The sequence below is a fragment of the Mycobacterium sp. genome (genome assembly GCF_044370595.1).
Taxonomy (GTDB): Bacteria; Actinomycetota; Actinomycetes; order Mycobacteriales; family Mycobacteriaceae; genus Mycobacterium.
Genome location: NZ_JBILVF010000075.1, coordinates 1 through 15082, shown reverse-complemented (window position 1 = coordinate 15082; position 15082 = coordinate 1). Strand labels below are relative to the sequence as shown.

General features: G+C 66.6%; 12 protein-coding genes, 2 tRNA genes and 1 pseudogene. 10 read left to right on the top strand and 5 right to left on the bottom strand.

The features are described from left to right. Positions 1-670 (top strand): Fpg/Nei family DNA glycosylase (locus ADBZ5N_RS11360; protein ID WP_526257589.1); only part of this gene is annotated, 670 nt, incomplete at its 5' end. 10 nt (positions 671-680) lie between these two features. Here the strand turns inward: ADBZ5N_RS11360 and ADBZ5N_RS11355 are convergent. The 3 genes from ADBZ5N_RS11355 to ADBZ5N_RS11345 all read right to left on the bottom strand — a co-directional run bounded on the left by ADBZ5N_RS11355 (position 681) and on the right by ADBZ5N_RS11345 (position 2987). Then, the gene (locus ADBZ5N_RS11355) at positions 681-1520 is read right to left on the bottom strand and encodes a TrbJ/VirB5 family protein (RefSeq protein WP_526257588.1); all 840 of its coding nucleotides are present in this window, start codon (positions 1518-1520) and stop codon (positions 681-683) included. 55 nt (positions 1521-1575) lie between these two features. Next, positions 1576-2772: a serine hydrolase domain-containing protein gene (locus tag ADBZ5N_RS11350; RefSeq protein ID WP_526257587.1), complete on the bottom strand. Its 1197-nt coding sequence runs from the start codon at positions 2770-2772 to the stop codon at positions 1576-1578. 144 nt (positions 2773-2916) lie between these two features. Beyond that, positions 2917-2987 (bottom strand) — tRNA-Gly (locus ADBZ5N_RS11345). 96 nt (positions 2988-3083) lie between these two features. Between ADBZ5N_RS11345 and ADBZ5N_RS11340 the strand changes: the two genes are divergently transcribed. The 5 genes from ADBZ5N_RS11340 to clpX all read left to right on the top strand — a co-directional run bounded on the left by ADBZ5N_RS11340 (position 3084) and on the right by clpX (position 7356). Further along, positions 3084-3157: transfer RNA gene (locus ADBZ5N_RS11340), tRNA-Pro, on the top strand. A gap of 62 nt (positions 3158-3219) precedes the next feature. Beyond that, positions 3220-4608: a trigger factor gene (tig, locus tag ADBZ5N_RS11335; RefSeq protein WP_526257586.1), complete on the top strand. Its 1389-nt coding sequence runs from the start codon at positions 3220-3222 to the stop codon at positions 4606-4608. A gap of 107 nt (positions 4609-4715) precedes the next feature. Beyond that, positions 4716-5300: a ClpP family protease gene (locus tag ADBZ5N_RS11330; protein ID WP_526257585.1), complete on the top strand. Its 585-nt coding sequence runs from the start codon at positions 4716-4718 to the stop codon at positions 5298-5300. Continuing rightward, positions 5293-5955, top strand: coding sequence for a ClpP family protease (locus tag ADBZ5N_RS11325; RefSeq protein ID WP_526257584.1), 663 nt, complete (start codon positions 5293-5295; stop codon positions 5953-5955). The genes ADBZ5N_RS11330 and ADBZ5N_RS11325 overlap by 8 nt, the downstream gene beginning before the upstream one ends. A gap of 123 nt (positions 5956-6078) precedes the next feature. Next, positions 6079-7356, top strand: coding sequence for an ATP-dependent Clp protease ATP-binding subunit ClpX (gene clpX / locus ADBZ5N_RS11320; protein WP_526257583.1), 1278 nt, complete (start codon positions 6079-6081; stop codon positions 7354-7356). A gap of 4 nt (positions 7357-7360) precedes the next feature. On the opposite strand, the gene fdhD is transcribed toward clpX, so the two are convergent. Together fdhD and ADBZ5N_RS11310 are read right to left on the bottom strand one after the other, a co-directional pair. Further along, a complete protein-coding gene (gene fdhD, locus ADBZ5N_RS11315) occupies positions 7361-8182 on the bottom strand; it encodes a formate dehydrogenase accessory sulfurtransferase FdhD (RefSeq protein WP_526257582.1) in 822 nt (273 codons plus the stop codon). Further along, the gene (locus tag ADBZ5N_RS11310) at positions 8170-10494 is read right to left on the bottom strand and encodes an FdhF/YdeP family oxidoreductase (protein ID WP_526257581.1); all 2325 of its coding nucleotides are present in this window, start codon (positions 10492-10494) and stop codon (positions 8170-8172) included. The genes fdhD and ADBZ5N_RS11310 overlap by 13 nt, the downstream gene beginning before the upstream one ends. A gap of 261 nt (positions 10495-10755) precedes the next feature. Between ADBZ5N_RS11310 and ADBZ5N_RS11305 the strand changes: the two genes are divergently transcribed. The 4 genes and pseudogenes from ADBZ5N_RS11305 to ADBZ5N_RS11290 all read left to right on the top strand — a co-directional run. Continuing rightward, the gene (locus tag ADBZ5N_RS11305; protein ID WP_526257580.1) at positions 10756-12714 is read left to right on the top strand and encodes a 2-oxoacid:acceptor oxidoreductase subunit alpha; all 1959 of its coding nucleotides are present in this window, start codon (positions 10756-10758) and stop codon (positions 12712-12714) included. Further along, entirely contained in the window at positions 12711-13781 is a 1071-nt protein-coding gene (locus tag ADBZ5N_RS11300) for a thiamine pyrophosphate-dependent enzyme (RefSeq protein ID WP_526257579.1), read from the top strand. Before ADBZ5N_RS11305 ends, ADBZ5N_RS11300 begins: the two co-directional genes overlap by 4 nt. A 6-nt stretch (positions 13782-13787) precedes the next feature. Further along, positions 13788-14363, top strand: a complete 576-nt coding sequence (gene mobA, locus ADBZ5N_RS11295; RefSeq protein WP_526257578.1) for a molybdenum cofactor guanylyltransferase — start codon at positions 13788-13790, stop codon at positions 14361-14363. A gap of 551 nt (positions 14364-14914) precedes the next feature. Beyond that, positions 14915-15082: pseudogene (locus tag ADBZ5N_RS11290) on the top strand (transglycosylase family protein); the annotation flags it as partial.

Genomic DNA, 15082 nt, shown 5'->3' with positions numbered 1-15082 from the left:
GACGTTCCTCCGCGCTTCCGGCTGGGGCAAGCACCTGTTCCACCACTACGACGGTGGCCCGATCGTGCATGTTCACCTCGGCCTGTACGGCACCTTTCGGGAACATCGCACGCCCATGCCCCAACCCCGCGGGGCGGTGCGGATGCGCATCATCGGCACCGACTACGGCACGGACCTGCGGGGTCCGACCGCGTGCGAGGTGATCGACGAGGCGCAGGTGTCGGCGATCCTGGATCGGCTCGGTCCCGATCCGCTGCGCAGTGACGCCGACCCGGCGCCGGCCTGGGCCCGGATCTCCAAGTCCCGCAGGGCGATCGGCGCCCTGCTCATGGATCAGTCGGTGCTGGCCGGGGTGGGCAACGTCTACCGTAGCGAGCTGCTGTTCCGGCACGGAATCGACCCGTACCGGCCCGGCCGCGATGTGGACGCCGAAGAGTTCGACGTCGCCTGGACCGATCTGGTTGAACTGATGAAGGTCGGCGTGCGACGCGGGCGGATCATCGTGGTGCGCCCCGAACACGACCACGGCGAGCCGGCCTACGGCCCCCGCCGTCCGCGCACCTACGTCTACCGGCGCTCGGGCCAGCCGTGCCGGCTGTGCAGCACCCCGATCCGGACCGCCGAGATGGAAGGTCGGAATCTCTTCTGGTGCCCGGGTTGCCAGACCTAGCAGCCAAGACCTAGAAGTCGAAGCCCCCGCCCCCTAAGTCGCCGCCCCCGAAGTCCCCACCCCCGCAGTCCCAGCCGCCGCCCCCGCCGTCCCAGCCGCCGCCCCCGCCGTCACCCCAGCTGCCGTCGCCAGCGCCCGCGGCGTCCATCCCCTGGTCGTATCCGGCGTCATAGCCAGAGTCGAAGCCCTGATCGAAGCCTGAGCCGTAGCCGCCTTCGAAGCCCGAAGCGCCGTAGCCGACGCCGTGCATCCCGGTGAAGAGCGCATCGAACAACATGACCGATCCCAGACCCCAGGCGCCTGCCACCAGTGCCGGCTTCCACCACGGTTCGGAGTACCAGCCGGCCGGCACCGGTCGGCCCGCCACCCGGCCGCCCGGGTAGTAGTTCGGGGTGCGGTTGGTCGGGACGGGGGAGGCCTCGACCTCACGGCCTTCGAACTGGATTCGACGGTCCTCGGTGACCGAACCGGCGGATTTCTGCCCGGAGATTGCCTCCAGTTCCGGTCCCGGATCCATCCCCATCGCAGTCCGAGCGGCCCGCACGTAATACAGCCCCTCCATGGCGCTTTCCTTGGCGAACATGGCCTGCTTGGCGGTGGTGGCCTGGTCGATCTGCGAGGAGGCTGCGGTGAACCGTTCGGAGGCGTCCGCCAGCGCCTGCTGAGAGGCCTGATCGGTTCCGGTCAGGCTGAGCACCTGGCCCCCGAGGCGTTCAATCACCCGCCGCGCGTCGGCCTTGGCGTCTGCCAGGCCGGCCGCCTGGTTGCCCGATTTACGAGATGAACTGAACATCGTCACCGCCATCACGGCGACGACACCGAGCAGAAGTAACACCAGAACACCGTCCATGGCGTCCACAGTACCCAGCCCGCGGCAGTGTGCAGGCCGATGGGAATTCGCTTCGCTACAGGGCGCCGAGAACCCGGTACACCTCGTCGGAGAGGGCTCTGGTGCGCGGGTCGGCGTTGCACTTGGTGGCGTCGAAGTAGTTCATCACGTAGGCGTAGCCGATCCGGTGTTCGAGGTCGACGAATCCGTAAGAGCCGCCGGAGCCGCCGTGGCCGAAGCTACGCAGGTTCGGGCCGGCCACACCGCGCTGGTTGAGCATGTAGCCCAACCCCCAGCCATGGTCGGCCACCCGGGGGCCGAGCACCACGTCGGGATCGAACCCGCCCTGGGATATCCGCACCAACTCCAGGTGCTGCCGGCTGAGCAGTTTCTCCTGCGCCAAACCGTTGTAGAAGGTCGCCAGGCCCAGCGCCGAGACGTGGCCGTTGGTACCGGGGAACTCCGCCGAACGCCAGGTGCCCAGTTCGTTGGAACCGAGTTCGTCGTCGGGCATGAAGCCCATCGCGATCGACAGGCCGGCCATCGGGTGCTCGTCCAGCGACGTCGGGTATCCCGGCGCACCGCCGTTGCTCAGTACGTCGCGGATGTGCGGCTTGTTGATCATGTCCGCGCAGCGGTGATGCTCGGAGGCGGGAAGCCCGATGTGAACGTCGATGCCCATGGGTTCGGCGATCTCGGTGCGCAGATACTGCCCCAGGGTTCTGCCGGTCACCCGGCGGACCACCTCACCGAGAACGAATCCGAAGGCCACCATGTGATAGCCCTGGGCGGTGCCGGGCTCCCACCAGGGCTCGGAGGCCGCCAGGGCGTCGCACACCCGATCCCAGTCGGTGACGTCGCGCCAATGCATGCGGGTGCGCGGCGCGATCACCCCGGAGCGGTGCCCGAGCACCATCGCGACGGTGATGTCCTGCTTGCCGGCCTGACCGAACTCCGGCCAGTATCGCGCCACCGGCGCCTGCAGGTCGATCTCGCCGCGATCGGCCAGCAGATGTACGCAGGTGCTCGTCAAACCCTTGGTTCCGGAGAAGACACTGGCCAGGGTGTCCTCCCGCCACGGCCGACGGCGCCGGAGGTCGGCGTGACCGCCCCACAGGTTGACGACGAGGTCGCCATCGACCCACACCGCCACCGCGGCGCCTACTTCGTTGTCGTGGGTGAAGTTGCGTTCGAAGGCCACCCGCACGGCGTCGAAGCGCGCGTCGCAGTGGCCCCCGAGGGGGATGTGGGGATTCTGGTCAATCGGTGTCATCTCTGGGCGCCTCCTGACCAAGAGCAACCGCCCCGGCGGGCGCTGAACCGACCTCGAATTTACGGACCCCACGGTACCGAAAGAAGGCGTCGGTCGTTTTGCCGCCGATCCGGGACTGCGCTGTTACCAGCGACGCCGAACCTGAGCGGGCGACGGGAATCGAACCCGCGTAGCTAGTTTGGAAGACTAGGGCTCTACCATTGAGCTACGCCCGCGTGCTTGCGCGAGCCAAATGTACCGGCGGAGACCACTCCGAATCCAGTCGGCACCCTGCTGGGCCGTAGGATCGCGGGCGCGAGAATCACCAGCATCGGGGTGTAGCGCAGCTTGGTAGCGCATCCGCTTTGGGAGCGGAAGGCCGCAGGTTCAAATCCTGTCACCCCGACACGCCGCCGCCAACGCCGCACGAGACCGCACGAGACCGCACGACAACGAGGGAGTAGCACTGTGAAGAGCACCGTGGAGAAGCTGAGCCCGACCCGGGTTCGGATCAACGTGGAGGTGCCCTTCACGGAACTGCAGCCGGACTTCGACCGGGCCTACAAACAACTGGCCCGGCAGGTCCGTCTCCCCGGGTTCCGTCCCGGTAAGGCCCCGGCCAAACTGCTTGAGGCCAAGGTTGGCCGCGGTGCCGTGCTCGAGCAGGTGGTCAACGATGCACTGCCGGCCCGCTACAGCGAGGCCATCACCACCGGAGAACTCAAGCCGCTGGGTCAGCCCGAGATCGAAGTGACCAGGATCGCGGACGGCGAGGAACTGGTGTTCACCGCCGAGGTCGACGTCCGGCCCGATATCGAGATTCCGGACCTGGGCGCCCTGAAGATCACCGTCGACCCGGTGGAGATCACCGACGAGGAGGTCGACGCCCAGCTTCAGGCTCTGCGTGCCCGCTTCGGAACGCTCAAGGGTGTCGAGCGGCCGGCCCAGAACGGCGACTTCGTCTCCATCGACCTCTCCGCCGAAGTCAACGGTGCGGAGATCCCGGACGGCAAGGCCGACGGCTTGTCCCATGAGATCGGTTCGGGCCAGCTGATCGAGGGCCTCGACGAGGCCATCATCGGGTTGTCCGAGGGCGGGTCCGAGACGTTCACCACCAAGCTGGTGGCCGGCGAACACGCCGGGGAGGACGCCGCGGTGACCGTGACGGTGAAGTCCATCAAGGAGCGGGAACTGCCCGAGGCCGACGACGAATTCGCCCAGCTGGCAAGTGAGTTCGACACCCTGGAGGCGCTGCGGGAGAACCTCACCGAGCAGGTCCGGCGGATCAAGCGCATCCACCAGGCCGAGAAGATCCGCGACAGTGCGCTGGAAACCCTGCTGGAGATGGTCGAGGTGCCGCTGCCCGAGGCGATCGTCGCGGCCCAAGTCGACTCGGCGCTGCACAACGCCATCCACAGCCTCGACCACGATGAGGTCAAGCTGGCCGAGGCGCTGGAGGCCGAGGGCAGCTCGCGGGAGGAGTTCGACGCCGATAATCGGGAAGCCGCCGAGAAAGCCGTCAAGACCCAGCTCCTGATGGACGCCATCGCCGACGAACTGGACATCCAGGTCGGCGAGAGCGACCTGTCCGAGCGGCTGGTGCTGATGTCACGGCAGTACGGCATCGAGCCCCAGCAGTTGGTCAACCTGCTGCAGCAGCAGAATCAGCTGCCGGTGGTCTACGCCGATGTGCGCCGGGGCCTGGCGGTGGCGGCCGTGGTGGAGAAGGCCACCGTCACCGACACCGCCGGCGAGGTGATCGACACCACCGAATTCTTCGGCTCACCCGACGAAGCCGAAGAAGAGGCCGGGGAGGAAGAGGCCGGGAAGGAAGAGGCCGGGGAGGAATCCCAGTAACGCCGACAGCGAAAGTCGGCGGCCGTCGGCATCGTTATCAACCGCCGGTTGGTTAGGGTCGATACAGAGCGAACCCCTTTGAACGAAAGCAGGTAGGCGTGACTCACATGCGTTCCGGTGTTGGGCTGAACCTCCAGGACTCGGTCTACGAGCGATTGCTGGCCGAGCGCATCATCTTCCTCGGCTCCCAGGTCGACGACGACATCGCCAACCGGCTGTGCGCCCAGATCCTGCTGCTCGCCGCCGAGGACCCCACCAAGGACATCTCGCTGTACATCAACTCCCCGGGCGGGTCCATCAGCGCCGGCATGGCGATCTACGACACCATGGTGCTTGCACCGTGTGACGTGGCCACCTACGCCATGGGCATGGCGGCCTCCATGGGCGAGTTCCTGCTGGCCGCCGGTGCCAAGGGCAAGCGCTACGCGCTGCCCCACGCCCGCATCCTGATGCACCAGCCACTCGGCGGCATCACCGGCGGAGCGGCGGACATCGCGATCCAGGCCGAGCAGTTCGCGCTCATCAAGAAGGAAATGTTCCGGCTCAACGCCGAGTTCACCGGCCAGCCCATCGAGCGCATCGAGGCCGACTCCGACCGCGACCGCTGGTTCACCGCCCAGGAAGCGCTGGAATACGGCTTCGTCGACCACGTCATCACTCGCGCGCACATCTCGGGAGCATCCAATGCCTGATACAACGCCTTTTTCTCACGCGGACCCGCGCATGAGCCCCCAGGCGCGCTACATCCTGCCGTCGTTCATCGAGCACTCCAGTTGGGGCGTCAAGGAGTCCAACCCGTACAACAAGCTGTTCGAGGAACGGATCATCTTCCTCGGCGTACAGGTCGACGACGCCTCGGCCAACGACATCATGGCCCAGTTGCTGGTCCTGGAGTCCCTCGACCCGGACCGCGACATCACGATGTACATCAACTCACCCGGCGGCTCGTTCACCTCCCTGATGGCGATCTACGACACCATGCAGTACGTGCGGGCCGACATCCAGACGGTGTGCCTGGGGCAGGCCGCCTCGGCGGCCGCGGTCCTGCTGGCCGCCGGAACCCCCGGCAAGCGGTTGGCCCTGCCCAACGCGCGGATCCTCATTCATCAGCCGTCCCTCGGCGGGGTCATCCAGGGCCAGTTCTCCGACCTGGAGATCCAGGCCGCCGAGATCGAGCGGATGCGCACCCTGATGGAGGAGACCCTGGCCCGGCACACCGGCAAGGATCCCGCGGTCATCCGCAAGGACACCGACCGCGATAAGATCCTGACCGCCGAGCAGGCCAAGGACTACGGGATCATCGACACCGTGCTGAGTTACCGGAAGCTTTCCGCGCAGAAGGGCTGACGTGCGACACGCCTGAAAAACCCTGCATATCGGTCGCCCCCCGGCCAAGCGAGCGGGTAGCGTCGAGGCAGACCGACACCAGACTTAGCGAACGAACCGTGCGAAGGAAGTAGGGCCCCCACCATGGCGCGCATCGGAGACGGCGGTGACCTGCTCAAATGTTCCTTCTGCGGGAAGAGTCAGAAGCAGGTCAAGAAGCTGATCGCAGGGCCCGGCGTATACATCTGCGACGAGTGCATCGACCTGTGCAACGAGATCATCGAAGAGGAACTGGCCGACAACGACGACGTCAAGCTTGACGAGCTGCCAAAGCCTGCCGAGATCCGTGAATTCCTGGAGAGCTACGTCATCGGCCAGGACACCGCCAAGCGCACGTTGGCCGTTGCGGTCTACAACCACTACAAGCGCATCCAGGCCGGCGAGAAGCGCGACCCCCGCTCCGAGTCGGTGGAACTGGCCAAGTCGAACATCCTGATGCTGGGCCCGACCGGCTGCGGCAAGACCTACCTCGCCCAGACGCTGGCCAAGATGCTCAACGTGCCCTTCGCGATCGCCGACGCCACCGCGCTGACCGAGGCGGGTTACGTCGGTGAGGATGTCGAGAACATTCTGCTGAAGCTGATCCAGGCCGCCGACTATGACGTCAAGCGGGCCGAGACCGGCATCATCTACATCGACGAGGTCGACAAGATCGCCCGCAAGAGCGAGAACCCGTCGATCACCCGGGATGTCTCCGGCGAGGGTGTGCAGCAGGCCCTACTGAAGATCCTGGAGGGCACCCAGGCGTCGGTGCCCCCGCAGGGCGGCCGCAAGCACCCGCATCAGGAGTTCATCCAGATCGACACCACCAATGTGCTGTTCATCGTGGCCGGTGCGTTCGCGGGTCTGGAGAAGATCGTCGCCGACCGGATCGGCAAGCGCGGCTTAGGTTTCGGCGCCGAGGTGAAGTCCAAGGCCGAGATCGACACCCAGGACCACTTCTCCGAGGTCATGCCTGAGGACCTGATCAAGTTCGGGCTGATTCCCGAGTTCATCGGCCGCCTTCCCGTGGTGGCGTCGGTGACCAACCTGGACAAAGAGTCCCTGGTCCAGATCCTCTCCAAGCCGAAGAACGCACTGGTCAAGCAGTACACCCGGCTTTTCGAGATGGACGGCGTGGAACTGGAGTTCACCCCCGACGCCCTGGATGCCATCGCCGACCAGGCGATCCACCGCGGTACCGGGGCCCGGGGTCTGCGCGCCATCATGGAGGAAGTGCTGCTGCCGGTGATGTATGACATCCCCAGCCGCGACGACGTCGCCAAGGTGGTCGTCACCAAGGAGACTGTGCAGGACAACGTGCTGCCGACCATCGTGCCGCGCAAGGCACCCCGCACCGAACGCCGGGACAAGAGCGCCTAGGGTCTCAGGTGACCCGGTCGGGTCGGCTGTAGACGTTCATCGAGTCGCCGCGCAGGAACGCCACCAGGGTCAGGCCCGACTGGGCGGCCAGATCGACGGCCAGTGACGTCGGGGCTGACACCGCCGCCACGATCGGGATGCCGGCCATCACCGCTTTCTGGGTGATTTCGAAGGAAACCCGGCCGCTGACCAGTAGCACCGACCCGGCCAACGGGATGCGCTGGGACTCCAGTGCCCAGCCGATCACCTTGTCCACCGCGTTATGCCGGCCGACGTCCTCGCGAACCGCCAGCATGCTCCCGTCCACCCCGAACAGTGCCGCGCCGTGCAGTCCGCCGGTGCTGGCGAAAACCTTCTGCGCCGAGCGCAACTGGGCCGGCAGGCCGGCCAGGGTGGCGGCCGGCACGGTGGCGGGGTCGTCGCCGGGGGAGTGTTGAGTGGACAGTTCGACGGCGTCCAGTGACGCCTTTCCGCAGACTCCGCAGGACGAGGTGGCGTAGAAGTTGCGGGTGATGTCGACCTGCGGTGCCGGGATATCAGGGCGCAGGGTCACGTCCAGCACGTTGTAGCTGTTGGTCCCGTCTTCTCCGGCGCCCTTGCAGTAGCGGACGGTCAGCACGTCGCCGCGCGCGGCGATCATGCCCTCGGTCAGCAGAAACCCTTGCGCCAGTTCGAAATCAGCCCCGGGCGTTCGCATCGTCACGGTGATCGGCGATCCGTTGACCCGGATCTCCAGCGGTTCCTCGACCACCACGGTGTCGGGCCGCTGGGTGACCGCGTCCCCGGATCGGTGGCTGATCCGCCGCCGCGAGGTCACCCGGCCCATCGCCCTGCCTTCTCAATCCGGATCACCACGGCCTTGGACACCGGCGTATTGGATTTCGCGGCAACGTGATCCAGTGGCACCAGCGGGTTGGTCTCCGGGTAGTACGCGGCCGCGTTGCCCGGTGGGGTGGAGTAGGGGACCACCAGGAAATCCTGCGCCCGTCGCTCCTGCATCCCGTCCGGCCCGGCGAATTCCGACACCAGGTCGACGCGGTCACCATCGGTGAGTCCCAGAGCGGCGATATCGGACGGGTTGACGAAGACGACCCGGCGGCCGCCCTTGACGCCGCGGTAGCGGTCGTCGAGGCCGTAGATCGTGGTGTTGTACTGGTCATGGCTGCGCAGGGTTTGCAGCACCAGCCGGCCCGGCGGTACCGGCACCCACTGCAGCGGATAGCAGGCGAAGTTGGCTCTGCCTGTGGCGGTGGGGAATTGGCGGCTATCGCGTGGCGGGTGCGGCAACTGGAATCCATCCGGTCGGCGCACCCGGCGATTGAAGTCGGCAAAGCCGGGCACCACCGCCGCGATCTCGTCGCGGATCGTGTCGTAGTCGCCGGTGAAACGTTCCCAGGGCACCGGGTGCGCGGGCCCGAGCAGGTGGCGCGCCAACTGGCAGATGATGGCCACCTCACTGCGCACCTGGTCACCCGGTGGCGGCAGGCTGCCGCGGGACAGATGCACCATCGACATCGAATCCTCGACGGAGACCACCTGTTTGCGCCCCGCCACCAGGTCGCGGTCGGTGCGGCCGAGGGTGGGCAGAATCAGCGCGGTGCGGCCGCCCACAAGATGGCTGCGGTTGAGTTTGGTGGAGACCTGGACGGTCAGCGCGCAGTTGCGGAGTGCATCTTCGGTGACCGCGGTGTCGGGGGTGGCTGAGGCGAAATTACCGCCCATGGCGATGAACACCGACGCCGTACGAGAGCGCATCGCCCGGATCGCGTTAACCGTGTCGTAGCCGTGATGGCGGGGCACGCTGATGCCGAACCGGCTCTCCAAAGCGGCCAGGAATGATTCCGGGGCCCGCTCCCAGATGCCCATCGTGCGGTCGCCCTGGACATTGGAGTGGCCGCGCACCGGGCACAGGCCCGCGCCCGGTTTGCCAATCATGCCGCGCAGCAGAAGGACATTGGTGATCTCGGCGATGGTCGCCACCGCGTGGGTGTGTTGGGTCAGGCCCATCGCCCAGCACACGATGGTGCGCCGGGAGGCGGCCATCATGTCGGCGACGCGGCGAAGTTGGTCGGCGGTGATGCCGGTGGCGTCGAGCACGGTGTCGAGGTCGACCGATCGGGCCAGCGCCGCGTACTCGTCGAATCCGTGGCAGTGCGCCTCGACGAAGGATCGGTCCACCACGGCACCGGGGGCCTCGGGCCCCAACTCGTCCTGCGATTCCAGCAGCAACCGCGCCAGGCCACGGAACAGCGCCATATCCCCGCCCAGGCGGATCTGCACGAATTCATCGGCGATCGGGGTGCCGGCGCCCACGACGCCGCGGAGTTTCTGCGGATCCTTGAATCGGATCAGCCCGGCTTCGGGCAGTGGGTTGATCGCGATGATCCGTGCACCGTTGGCCTTCGCCTTCTCCAGCACCGACAACATCCGGGGGTGGTTGGTGCCCGGGTTCTGGCCGGCGATCAGGATCAGATCGGCATGCTCGATATCGGTGACGCTCACCGATCCCTTGCCCACCCCGATCGACTCGTTCAGCGCGGTGCCCGAGGACTCGTGGCACATGTTGGAGCAGTCCGGCAGGTTGTTCGTACCGAAACTTCGGACCAGCAGTTGGTAGAGGAACGCCGCCTCGTTGCTGGTGCGTCCGGAGGTGTAGAAGACCGCCTCGTCGGGGCTGCCGAGTGCCTGCAGGTGCTCGGCGATCACCGCGTAGGCGCCGTCCCAGTCGATGGGGCGGTAATGATCATCGCCGGGGCGCAGCACCATCGGATGGGTCAACCGGCCCTGCTGGGACAGCCAGTACTCCGGCCGGGCGGCAAGCTCAGACACCGAATGGCGCGCGAAGAATTCCGGTGTGACGGTCCGGCGGGTGGCTTCCTCGGCGACGGCCTTGGCGCCGTTCTCGCAGAACTCCGCCAGTTTGCGTCCGCCCGGTTCCTCCGGCCAGGCACAGCCGGGGCAGTCGAATCCGTCCCGCTGATTGACCCGCGCCAGAGTGGTGATGGTCCGGACCGCTCCCATTTGGGCCAGGCTGCGCCGCAACGCCACCAGTACCGCCGGCACCCCGGCCGCACTGGTTTTGGGGGACGCCACGGTGATGCCGCGGTCGGAAAAGTCGCCGGAGTCGCCATCGACCATGACGTCCAATCTAGGCGGTGCGCGGATCGGGAACGGGATTACCGACGGCCCGCGAATTTCTTAAGATTCACCGACAACCGGGGGTGACTAGAACCACACTTATGGTGCAGCCCCGCCGAGGTTCACACCTGTGAACACGGCATTCACTCGGGCTCTGGAGGCCGGACCGCGGCCGCAGCCGCCGGGGGAGTCTGAGAAAGTGCAATAATCGATACCGCGAGTAGCAGAAAATCCGCCGAAAATCCAACGAAAGGCGGCGACGTGGGGCCGGATGGCAACGGATCTGCGCAGCAACGACACAAGCTTGACAAGGTCGTCATCAGGTTCGCCGGCGACTCAGGCGACGGCATGCAGCTCACCGGTGACCGGTTCACCTCCGAAGCCGCGCTGTTCGGCAATGACCTTGCCACTCAACCCAGCTACCCCGCCGAAATACGCGCTCCGGCGGGCACCCTGCCCGGCGTCTCGTCGTTCCAGATCCAGATCGCCGACTACGACATCCTCACCGCCGGCGACCGCCCCGACGTTCTGGTCGCGATGAACCCGGCCGCGCTGAAGGCCAATCTGTCCGACCTGCCCCGCGGCGGCACGGTGATCGCCAATTCCGACGAATTCACCAAACGCAATCTGGCCAAGGTCGACTACCCGGCCAATCCGCTGGAGACCGGTGAGCTGTCCGACTACCTCGTCCACGCCGTTCCGATGACCACCTTGACCCTGGGCGCGGTGGAATCGATCGGCGCGACGAAGAAGGACGGCGAGCGCGCCAAGAACATGTTCGCCCTCGGGCTGCTGTGCTGGATGTACGGAAGATCCATCGAGCCCAGCGAAACCTTCGTGCGGGAGAAGTTCGCCCGCAAGCCCGAAATCGCCGAGGCCAATGTGCTGGCGTTGCGGGCCGGCTGGAATTACGGCGAGACCACCGAGGCCTTCGCCACCACCTACGAGGTGGCGCCGGCCAAACTGCCCCCGGGGGAGTACCGCCAGATCTCCGGCAACACCGCACTGGCCTACGGGATCATCGCGGCCGGGCACCTCGCCGACGTCCAGGTGGTGCTGGGCAGCTACCCGATCACGCCGGCCTCGGACATTCTCCATGAACTGGCCAGGCACAAGAACTTCAACGTCCTGACCTTCCAGGCCGAGGACGAGATCGCCGGCATCGGTGCCGCGCTGGGTGCCTCCTACGGCGGGGCGCTGGGCGTGACCAGCACGTCGGGCCCGGGGGTTGCGTTGAAGTCGGAGTTCATCGGTTTGGCGGTGATGACCGAATTGCCGCTGGTGGTCATCGACGTCCAACGTGGTGGTCCGTCCACGGGACTGCCCACCAAGACCGAGCAGGCCGACCTGCTGCAGGCGATGTTCGGTCGCAACGGGGAATCGCCGGCGGCGGTGCTGGCCCCCTGTTCCCCGTCGGACTGCTTCGCCACCGCGATCGAGGCCGCCCGGATGGCCCTGACCTACCGCACCCCGGTGATCGTGCTGTCCGACGGCGCCATCGCCAACGGATCCGAGCCGTGGCGTATCCCCGACGTCGGCACGTTCGCTCCGATCGAGACCTTGCTGGCTGCGCCGGGCGAGGAATTCGCGCCGTACGCCCGCGACCCGCAGACCCTGGCGCGGCAGTTCGCGGTGCCCGGGACGGCGGGCCTGGAGCATCGCATCGGCGGGCTGGAGAAGGCCAACGGGTCGGGCGACATCTCCTACAACGGCGACAATCACGACCAGATGGTCCGGCTCCGGCAAGCCAAGATCGACGGCATCGCTGTGGCAGACCTGGAGGTCGACGATCCCACCGGCGACGCCGAACTGCTCATGCTGGGCTGGGGGAGTTCCTTCGGCCCCATCGGGGAGGCCTGCCGGCGAGCCCGGCACCGCGGCGTGCGGGTCGCCCACGCCCAACTACGTCATCTCAATCCGCTGCCGGCCAACCTCGGCGACGTCCTCACCCGCTACCCCAACGTGGTGCTGCCGGAAATGAACCTCGGCCAGTTGGCGCTACTGCTGCGCGCCAGATATCTGGTGGACGTCCAGTCGGTGACCAAGGTGGCCGGAATGGCCTTCCGGGCCGACGAGGTGGAAGCCATGATCGACGCCGCCCTGGACGGCACGCTGGGTGACGTCGAAGACGACAAGGTGAAGTTCGCCAGGCTCACGGCGGCCACCGTGGGTAGCCCGGCCGACAGCCAGACCGATATCGCGGCGGGAGCGAGCGCATGACCGACTTGATCGGAACCGACCTGGGCCTGCGGCCGAAAACGGCCGGCGTTCCCACCACGGACACGCTGCAGAAGGCCAAGGACTTCACCAGCGACCAGGAGGTGCGCTGGTGCCCGGGCTGCGGTGACTACGTCATCCTCAACACCATCCGCAATTTCCTTCCCGAACTCGGGTTGCGACGGGAGAACATCGCCTTCGTCAGCGGCATCGGCTGCTCGAGTCGTTTTCCGTATTACCTGGAGACCTACGGCTTCCACTCGATCCACGGCCGGGCGCCGACCATCGCGACCGGACTGGCGCTGGCCCGGCCGGACCTGTCGGTCTGGGTGGTCACCGGCGATGGCGACGCCCTCTCGATCGGTGGCAACCATCTGATCCATGCGCTTCGCCGCAATGTGAACATCACCATCCTGCTGTTCAACAACCGCATCTACGGGTTGACCAAGGGGCAGTACTCGCCGACCTCTGAGGTCGGCACGGTCACCAAGTCCACCCCGATGGGGTCGCTTGACCACCCGTTCAACCCGGTGTCGGTGGCCCTCGGTGCGGAGGCCACCTTCGTCGGCCGCGCACTGGATTCCGACCGAAAGGGTCTCTCGGAGGTGCTGCGCGCCGCCGCCGCCCACCGCGGGGCCGCGCTGGTGGAGATCCTGCAGGACTGCCCGATCTTCAACGACGGCTCCTTCGATGTGCTGCGCAAGGAGGGCGCCGAGGAGCGAATCGTCACCATTCGGCACGGCGAGCCCATCACCTTCGGCGCTGACGGCAAATACTGCGTCGTGCAGTCCGGCTTCGGGCTCGACGTCGTCAAGACCGCCGAGGCCGCCGCCGACCGCATCGTGGTTCATGACGCCCACGCCGAGAACCCGGCTTACGCTTTCGCCCTGTCCCGGCTCAGCGACCAGAACCTCGAGCACACCGTGATGGGCATCTTCCGGCAGGTCAGCCGGCCCACCTACGACGACGCTGCACGCGAACAACTCGCCGCGGTCCGCGACACCGCAGCCCATGATCAGGCCGCCCTACAGGCGCTGCTGCGCGGCCGCGACACCTGGACCGTCGAGTAGTCCGCCGTGCCGCCGGGTGAACGGCTGGCGGCTGTGGTGTTGGCCGGGGGAGCTTCCCGGCGGATGGGCCGGGACAAGGCCACCATGCCGCACCCCGAACACCCCGACCGCACCATGGTCGAGCACACCGTCGCGGTCCTGGCTCTACGCTGCGCGCCGGTGTTCGTCGTGGCAGCCCCCGGACAGGTGCTGCCGGACCTGAACGCCGAGATCGTCGTCGACGCGGTCCGCGGCCTCGGCCCACTGGCGGCCACCGGTCGGGGTCTTGAGGCGGCGGCCGCCGCCGGTCTGGGCCGGGTTTTCGTCGCTGCGGTCGATATGCCGAACCTGGACGTCGACCTCATCGATCAGTTGGCCGTGCACCGCGGTGTCGACGTGGTGCTGCCCTGGGACGGCCGGGATCACTATTTGGCCGCGATCTACCGAACCGGGCTGGCTGACCACGTCGAGGCGCTCGTGGCCGCGGGTGCGCGCAGTATGCGGGCGCTCGCGGAAACGGTGGTGGCTCAGCGGGTCGTGCTAACCCCCCATCCGCACCGTGCGCTGGTCAATCTGAATGACCGGCGCAACTCAGGCGACTGAACATGGGGCCGTCGGCATCGAAGCCTTGTTATTGATGTGACTAATGTTGCGATTGGGAATGAAGTTTTTGATGTGATTTCCATCGATGTGGCCGAGTTCACTTCTAAACTGTGATTTAGGTCACATCCAGAACGCACTCGCCTCCTTCGGGCGGCCGTGGACTCACCGCCCCGACCTGCGCGAAATCAACAAAACTCACTCTTGTGATTGGTCCGTTATCTGCCAGAAATTGCGGTGTCATTGACGTGACTTGCCGAGACGAACTCCCGTACCGTCCTAACCGGGACCTTGACAACGGCCCCGACAATTCCAGATTACGAACCCTGCGTGTGAGTGGGGTCTTGCGTGCAGGCAACGCCGCGGGTCCCCCCTGTCGTGCCAGAACGAGACGGCACGTCCTCGACCGCGTTCCAGGGATCTGGTGACACGGATCTGGCACATGCTCGGCGAAAGGAAAGATTTTGAAGAACGTCCGCAACATGCTCGGAATGGCCGCCGTCGCCGGCGCGATGGCGGTGGCCCCGATCACTCTTGGTGCCGGTGTTGCCAACGCCGACAGCGTCAACTGGGACGCAATCGCCCAGTGCGAGTCCAGCGGTAACTGGGCGATCAACACCGGCAACGGCTACTACGGCGGCCTGCAGTTCAGCCCGTCGACCTGGCGGGCCAACGGCGGCTCCGGGATGCCGCACCAGGCTTCCCGCGAGGAGCAGATCCGA

Bases quoted from the DNA above. Each gene is read 5' to 3' on its own strand.
- ADBZ5N_RS11355 (WP_526257588.1), bottom strand. From the start codon at position 1,520: ATGGACGGTGTTCTGGTGTTACTTCTGCTCGGTGTCGTCGCCGTGATG.
- ADBZ5N_RS11350 (WP_526257587.1), bottom strand. From the start codon at position 2,772: ATGACACCGATTGACCAGAATCCCCACATCCCCCTCGGGGGCCACTGC.
- ADBZ5N_RS11330 (WP_526257585.1), top strand. From the start codon at position 4,716: ATGCGTTCCGGTGTTGGGCTGAACCTCCAGGACTCGGTCTACGAGCGA.
- ADBZ5N_RS11325 (WP_526257584.1), top strand. From the start codon at position 5,293: ATGCCTGATACAACGCCTTTTTCTCACGCGGACCCGCGCATGAGCCCC.
- clpX (WP_526257583.1), top strand. From the start codon at position 6,079: ATGGCGCGCATCGGAGACGGCGGTGACCTGCTCAAATGTTCCTTCTGC.
- fdhD (WP_526257582.1), bottom strand. From the start codon at position 8,182: ATGGGCCGGGTGACCTCGCGGCGGCGGATCAGCCACCGATCCGGGGAC.
- ADBZ5N_RS11310 (WP_526257581.1), bottom strand. From the start codon at position 10,494: ATGGTCGATGGCGACTCCGGCGACTTTTCCGACCGCGGCATCACCGTG.
- ADBZ5N_RS11300 (WP_526257579.1), top strand. From the start codon at position 12,711: ATGACCGACTTGATCGGAACCGACCTGGGCCTGCGGCCGAAAACGGCC.